Annotated in this window: 5 protein-coding genes and 1 pseudogene; 3 read left to right on the plus strand and 3 right to left on the minus strand. The window is 61.6% G+C overall.

All coding sequences use genetic code 11. The annotated features are described in order from the left end of the window. Positions 1 to 1579: 1579 nt before the first annotated feature. Positions 1580 to 1897 (minus strand): hypothetical protein, encoded by a 318-nt coding sequence (locus ABDV68_RS04520; RefSeq protein WP_343518460.1) that lies wholly within the window; start codon positions 1895 to 1897, stop codon positions 1580 to 1582. 640 nt (positions 1898 to 2537) lie between these two features. Between ABDV68_RS04520 and ABDV68_RS04525 the strand changes: the two genes are divergently transcribed. The 3 genes from ABDV68_RS04525 (at position 2538) to ABDV68_RS04535 (ending at position 5348) form a co-directional block, all read left to right on the plus strand. Next, positions 2538 to 3107: a hypothetical protein gene (locus ABDV68_RS04525; RefSeq protein WP_343518461.1), complete on the plus strand. Its 570-nt coding sequence runs from the start codon at positions 2538 to 2540 to the stop codon at positions 3105 to 3107. A gap of 101 nt (positions 3108 to 3208) precedes the next feature. Beyond that, complete coding sequence (locus tag ABDV68_RS04530; RefSeq protein WP_343518462.1) at positions 3209 to 4018, plus strand: Crp/Fnr family transcriptional regulator; 810 nt, start codon at positions 3209 to 3211, stop codon at positions 4016 to 4018. 343 nt (positions 4019 to 4361) lie between these two features. Further along, on the plus strand, positions 4362 to 5348 hold the full coding sequence (locus ABDV68_RS04535; RefSeq protein WP_343518463.1) for a cation diffusion facilitator family transporter: 987 nt from the start codon (positions 4362 to 4364) through the stop codon (positions 5346 to 5348). A 20-nt stretch (positions 5349 to 5368) separates the two neighbouring features. Here the strand turns inward: ABDV68_RS04535 and ABDV68_RS04540 are convergent, their stop codons facing one another. Together ABDV68_RS04540 and ABDV68_RS04545 are read right to left on the minus strand one after the other, a co-directional pair. Beyond that, positions 5369 to 5656, minus strand: coding sequence for a hypothetical protein (locus ABDV68_RS04540; protein WP_343518464.1), 288 nt, complete (start codon positions 5654 to 5656; stop codon positions 5369 to 5371). 1 nt (position 5657) lies between these two features. Beyond that, positions 5658 to 6723 (minus strand): annotated as a pseudogene (locus ABDV68_RS04545) (cytochrome ubiquinol oxidase subunit I); the annotation flags it as partial.

A 6723-nucleotide genomic window follows, 5' to 3' on the forward strand; every position in this document is an offset into this window, starting at 1 on the left:
TGAACCCGAGACTCCATGCCAAGTTTGATATGGTCCAAGATGTGAAAATGTATAGGATGTGGTGGCCCCGCTAGGTTTAATTACAGAAACCAAATTAGGCGCATGAGCAACTGTAACTACCGCAGTTCCGTTATTTATCAAATTTACGTTAGTAGCATTACTAACCAATATAGATGACATCGGATTTATAAATGACCTACCTGATGCCTGAGGATCGGCATATTCATCACTCGTATTAATCGCGTACAAGTTTCCTACACGACCGCTTTGTATGCCAGTACTGTTCATAGCTCCTGGATTTGATTTACTCGTCGGCGTTCCACCTGACATGTATACTCGGAACCCCAAGGAGCTTTCTATAGAATTCCATTTCGTCGGCGCAGGAACATTGCCACTCGCCGAATTAAAATCTCCGTAGTCGACGTAATGATGAGTTATCGTTTCGCCATTCGCTAAAACAGTTTTCGTTGGCCAAGCGTACACAACATCATCCAGTGTGTTGTATCCCCAATTATTCTTCAAATTGCGATTATAAGGAACGTTTGGCATTCGGAACTCTGTCATACTTCCGTCATTTGCATTGTAAACTTTGCAGGTTCCATTCTCATACAGGTTAACCGCAATTCCTGCACAAACCAGCATTGCTCCACTTGCGTGATAGTCATTGTACGTGTCAGATTGAAAAATACTTGTACTTGTCCCCAAAGGGTGAAAATCATAGTAAGTATTCATAATAATCGGCGGGCTATAATCCCTCCGCGTTATCGTGCCCATCGCGAATACATGAACGCCTGCCGGCGTAGCCGTTCGGATGGTCATGAACCCGCCATTGTAGATGGGCGTGCGCTCTACCACGAGATACGAGATATGATTGAACGTCCCCCCAGAGAGATGCCCAGCTTTTAAGCCGCTTACGTCGTTGCCGATGTGAATCGACTGATATGGAGGACTCGCCACTGTTCCGCTCGTTCGATCGATGCCGGAACGATCGACTGTAGGCAACGGAGGCGGGAGCGGTGGCAGCACTGAGGCACCGGTCGTTTGAGCATAGGCCAGCCCATGACTCCAGATAAACGTGCCGGCCGCCAGCCAGAGCGAAAGCGTGCGTCCTCTGCGGCAATCGGTCATTTGAAGCTCTCTCCTAAACAGCCATCCGGCAGCGGTCGTACCTGGAGGACGGCATTCATCGGCCCGTTGGTTTGAGGTAGGCAATCGAGCTACAGCGCTCACGCGCGCGAAGCTCCGAAGCCGCTAGGGTGCGGGAGTCGGCGTGGGTGTCGGACAGGGCGCCGGAGCGGACGTGGCCACGTCGTACCGCACCCTGTTACCGGCACGATCGAAGCAGGTGCCCGTCTGGCGACCGTTATTTAATCCACCAGAAATGGAGCTAGCGGTGAGCCGTCCCAGCGCATCGTAGGTGTAGGACACTGTCTCGGCGTTCGCGGCAACGGCGAACAAACCGGCAAGCGCGCAACTCTGCAGCAATAAGCTTCGACGTTCTCGCATATGCCCCCCAACACAAGAATCGCCTGAATGAATAAGGCATGCCCGTTACAACTCAACGGCTAAGTCCGAAGCCTCAAGTCTTCTGCATGCCGCTCGGGGATCTCATGGCTGATGTTGGCGGGTCAGCCTTGATATCATCTCGCTCGATATCAAAGCGCAGCACGTCTGATGTCTCGCCGTTGAACGCATCGTCCGCGGCGCCGAGAAGGAGCTGCTCGCGCTTGCCGTCGGCTGTCCGGTACTTGGCAATCCAGGTCCCGCCCTTGGATCCCTTGCGATAGCCGAGCGCCCTGCCGCGCGTCAGCGCGTGCCAATAGGGCGCGTGGCGCATCGGGAGCAGCGCTCGCGCGCTCCTGCTGTCGAGCCGTTGGTTGCGAACGATACGCGCCATGGCGGACCTCGCGAACTTACTGCAAAATTACTGCAAAAGCGTAGCAGAAAGCCGGTGGACGCGGAAGGACTACTTTACGATAAGTAGCTGATTTTGCACGGATACATAGCCGTCCATTTGGACCCCAAAACCCCTAGGGGGCCGTGCTCTCACGGCGAAAACACGGGTTCGAGTCCCGTAAGGGTCACCAGCGACTTCAGTCACTTAGCGGAGGATTCGGGTCCGATTTGACCGAAATCCGGCCGGAACACATTCTCGGATTTCGCGGGATTTTTCTGAACGCCGAAGCGCTCAGGAGCCTACGTCGTTGCGTCTCGAATCGCCCGACGCATCGCGACATCGCGAAGACTGTCGACCAGAATGAGTGTGCCTCTACGGTCTTTCGATCCCGAGTTCGCCGCTCGCGATCAACTTGTATACGGAAACGTTGACCGGTTCCACCGGGTAGCAAGCGCTTGCCGGCGGCCGCCATTTTTTCAGAGCTACGCGGAAGACCCGCCCATATTCTGCCTCTCGACGTGCAATTCTCCCATTACCGGAGGACCTTGAGGGGGACTTCCGCGTTGGCCCGATATCAGGTTCCGGCGCCGGCTTGGGCCGAGGCGCCGGTCCGCAATGATGATCCGAGGTGCCGATCAACATGACCGTGCAACTGCCCTTCAAGGATCGGATGCAGATCGCGTCGAAGCTCGACTCGATCCTCCACGATGCGAAGGAACTGCAGCGCGGATTCCCTGCCCCGGCCGCCCTCGCACCGACCGCGCGCTTCCTTCCAGAGGAGCTGCGACTGGTGATGGACGCCCAGGCGGTTGCGCCCCGCGAGGGCACGGCAGCCCCCTTCGCGGCGCCGATCCCTGAGTCGATCCCGATGACGGGCGAGGAAGACCCGCTGGTCGAAGTGGACAACCCGGACTTCGCGGACGTCGTTGCGGAGTTCATGCGATCGGAACGCCGTGCGGGTGCGGCCGGAGGCGTGCCGGCACGTACGGAGCTAGCCGAAGCGCTGCTGCCGTTCGCAGAAGGCGCGACGGAGCCCGCCATGCTTGTCGCGGCGATCGAGGCCCCCTTCGCCCGTTTCTCTGCGGCCGTCGCCACCGATCCCGGGCGCCATTCTCATCCCGCCGACCCGGTGCTGCTCCGGGCTCTCGTCACGATCGTGGCTGAAGCCCGCGACGCGTTGGCTGGGCATTGCGGAGCTCCACCCGCCTGACCCGGATATCTGGAGAGGAGCGCTGCGCGATACGGCGGCGAAGGCCCTGCCGATCATCCAGCGCCATATCGAGCAGCTGCACGGCGCAACATATGCCGGCCTTGGCACGTTCTGCGCGCACCGGGAACCAACCACCGGGAGTTACCGATGCATATGGTATTCAACGAAACAATCGGGCTGAGCCGATGAACTGGATCGAGCGGCACATCGCCCGCGTCGCCGGGCGCCATCCGCTCTCCCCCGAGGAGATTGCGGCGATCCGCAGTCTGCCGGGAGAGATCCGGACCATGCCCGCCCGGACCACGGTCATCCGCGAAGGCGTCAAGCTCAATCAGAGCACGCTTCTGCTCGACGGGCTGATGTGTCGATCCAAGACGCTGCGCAACGGCAAGCGCAATGTCGCCGAGCTTCACGTCGCGGGTGACTTCGTCGATCTGCACAGCTTCACCTTGAAGCGCCTCGATCATGACATCGAGACGCTGGCGCCGTGCACGATCGCCCTGGTGCCGCACGCCGCGCTCGAGGCGGCGTTCGCGGCGCTGCCACGGCTCGCGCGCATCTATTGGTTTCACAACAATCTCGACGCGGCGAATCATCGCGAGACCGTGCTCTCGCTCGGCCAGCGCTCGGCGGTCGAGCGTGTCGGGGCGATGTTCTGCGAGCTGCGCGTGCGGCTGGACCTCGTGGGTCTGGTTCACGACGACAGCTATGCGCTCGCGCTCACCCAGACCGATCTCGGCGACCATCTCGGCCTGACCCCGGTGCACATCAATCGCGTGCTGCGGCAACTGCGCGACCAGAAACTGGTCACGTTCCGCAACGGTCGAGTGGAAATCCACGATATTGTGGCGCTCCAGGCGCTGGCCGGGTTCGATGACCGCTATCTTTATCTGAATCCCGAACCGCTCTGAGGCGAGTCCGGAGAAGAGCCGTCCTGTGCAACTCGATCTTGTGGCCGGTTAAGGGGCGTTGCCATTACGAGCTATCGTTGCTCGTAGTGGCATATGGAGCAGATCAGTCGTTGCGCTATCGCGCGCGCCCGGGCATTCGGTTTAGATTGCACTTCGCGACCGAGGGAAGCCGTCAGGCCCTAGCCACACGCCCCTTGATATCCCTCGGCGCTCGACCCTCGCCTGGCGCGCGGCCTCCTCCGCGTCCGCGCAACCTTCTGAACATGCAGGCGGCGGTTCGTCCACGCGCGCGGGGAACGGAACCGCCTTCGGGTCGATTAGTGTCGGTCAGGAGAGGCATCCGATGACCACCCCCAGTATCGGCAGCATCGTTCGAGCCAACATCGTGCTGTTCGGGGCGCTATTCGCCAATATCGGTATCGCCATCGCCAAGTTCGTGGCCGCGGGGATCACCGGCTCCTCTTCGATGCTGTCGGAAGGCTTTCATTCGCTGGTCGACAGCGGCAACCAGCTGCTGCTGCTCTATGGCCAACACCGCGCCAAACGGCCGCCTGACGCGCGACACCCATTCGGCTACGGGCGCGAGCTCTATTTCTGGGCGTTCGTCGTCGCGATCCTGATCTTCGCGCTGGGTTCGGGCATCTCCATCTATGAGGGCTGGCGGCACATTCGAGAGCCCGAGCCGCTGAGCGATCCGACGATCAACTATGTCGTGCTCACGATCGCCGTGATGATGGAGGGCAGTTCCTGGGCGATCGCGGTCCGCGCGTTCTCGCGCGCAAAGGGCGACTGCGGCTGGTGGGAAGCCGTGAAGGAGTCAAAGGACCCCGCAGGGTTCATCGTGCTGTTCGAGGATTCGGCGGCGCTCGCCGGACTTGTCGTCGCCGGCGCCGGCATCTGGGCGAGTCATCACTGGCAGGATGCGCGTATCGACGGCGCCGCCTCGATCGCGATCGGCGCGATTCTCGCCACGGTCGCCGCCTTGCTGGCCCGCGAGGCAAAAGGGCTGCTGATCGGAGAAAGAGCCAACCCCCAGCTCATCGAGCGCGTGCGTTCGCTGGTGGCGACAAGCCGGGGTATCACCGCCGTCAATCACGTCCGCACGATCCACACCGCTCCCGACGCCATATTCGTCGCGATCAGCGCCGACTTCGACGACGGGCTCAATATGGGAGAAGGCGAAGCGCTGATCGAAGAAATCGAGGCCCGGTTGCGTACCGAGTTTGCCGAAATCTCCTCGATCTACCTGCGCCCCGAAAAAAGCGAGGACGCCGTCATCGACCATTGCGCCCGGGGACGAGACTCCCCCGCACGAACAGGGAGCGATTGATTGCGCGATGCCTGCAATCGTCAAATGAGCAAGGCGGGCAATGCCTGCCACAGGGTCGCGACGGCGGCGATGACAAGCCCACACAGCGCTACGTTACGCATCCAGGCATCGACGCGATCGGTGGACCGGAAGCGCAGCACGTCGCCGGCCAGAAGGGCGACGGCACCAAGGCACAGCACGGTTATGCCTAGCGTCAGGAGCCGCGCTGTCGCCGTCGTCAGATATATGCTGGCGATGGCATAGAGCACGAAGAAATGAACCGCCCAGACGATCAGCCCGCCGAGGAGAAAGGCCCAGCCGCGCCGCATCTCACGCTCCGCCAAAGCCGCGGGTGAGCAGCGCGGTCACTGTCCCCTGCCCAGCGGCGTAGACAACCCACAGCACGCAAAGGTCAAGACTGGTGTTGCGCGGGCGCACGATCATCCCCCGGCTGTTGCGCGCCGAGAGATAGGCCGCCATCAGCAACCCAACCGCTGCGAGAATCGCTTCGAGGCTCAGCAGCGCATAGACGGTCGCGCCCTGCCCGCTCGCATCGGGCCTGAGGCCGCTCCCGATCCAGCTCCACAGATCGGCGCCGATCCCCGCCGCCAGCGCGAGCGCCGCGCAGAGGAACAGCACTCCCGGCGTCCAGAGCTCAGTCCGCTCGCGCGCCAGCATATGCCGCGCGAGCAGCGCCAGTCCCGCAGCGAGCGCATAGGCCGGCAATATCGCCGCGAGCCATTCCCATCCGGCCGGCGCGACCCAGAAGCCGGGATGCACTCCGTAGAGATAGAGGAAGCTGAATACCGCCATCACGAAGATCATGCCGACGACGACGAGCAGGATCACCATCGCCCACCAGCCATGGCTCGACGGCCCGGTGACATAGGTCGGCAGCACGATCCCCGCGCCCACATCGACGCGTTCCTCCTTGACCAGCCGGTCGGTCTCCCACAGCCAGCGCAGCACGCACAGGGTCGCAAGCACACCGCACACGATGGACGGCAGATAGGCCTGCACCGTCAGCAGCAGGAAAAAGCCCGCGGTGAAGATGGCGGCAAGGAACGGCCATACCGACGGCCCCGGCATGATCTGGAGATATTGCGGCTCGGCACGCAGCGGGCTGGTGACGATCGTCTCGCGCAGGCCGGTCGCCGAGCCGGGCAGGAAATAGCGGCCGGCGTCGACATCCTCGCCGAGCTTCGGATCGTCCCATAGTGGCTCGCGGCTCTTCACCACCGGGATGCTGCGCGCCGAATAGAGCCCCGTGGGCAGCCATTCGAGCGTGCCGCCGCCATAGACGTTGCCGGCATCGTCATCGACGGTGAAGCGGAAGTTGCGCGCGAGATCGACCAGGAACACCAGCACCCCCGCCGCGAGCATGAACGCCCCGACG

Origin of the sequence: Sphingomonas sp., from assembly GCF_039595165.1 — a bacterium.
In the GTDB taxonomy this organism is placed as follows: domain Bacteria; phylum Pseudomonadota; class Alphaproteobacteria; order Sphingomonadales; family Sphingomonadaceae; genus Sphingomonas.

Excerpts from the sequence above, each read along its gene's own strand:
- ABDV68_RS04520 (WP_343518460.1), bottom strand. The coding sequence starts at position 1,897 with ATGGCGCGTATCGTTCGCAACCAACGGCTCGACAGCAGGAGCGCGCGA.
- ABDV68_RS04525 (WP_343518461.1), top strand. The coding sequence starts at position 2,538 with ATGACCGTGCAACTGCCCTTCAAGGATCGGATGCAGATCGCGTCGAAG.
- ABDV68_RS04535 (WP_343518463.1), top strand. The coding sequence starts at position 4,362 with ATGACCACCCCCAGTATCGGCAGCATCGTTCGAGCCAACATCGTGCTG.
- ABDV68_RS04540 (WP_343518464.1), bottom strand. The coding sequence starts at position 5,656 with ATGCGGCGCGGCTGGGCCTTTCTCCTCGGCGGGCTGATCGTCTGGGCG.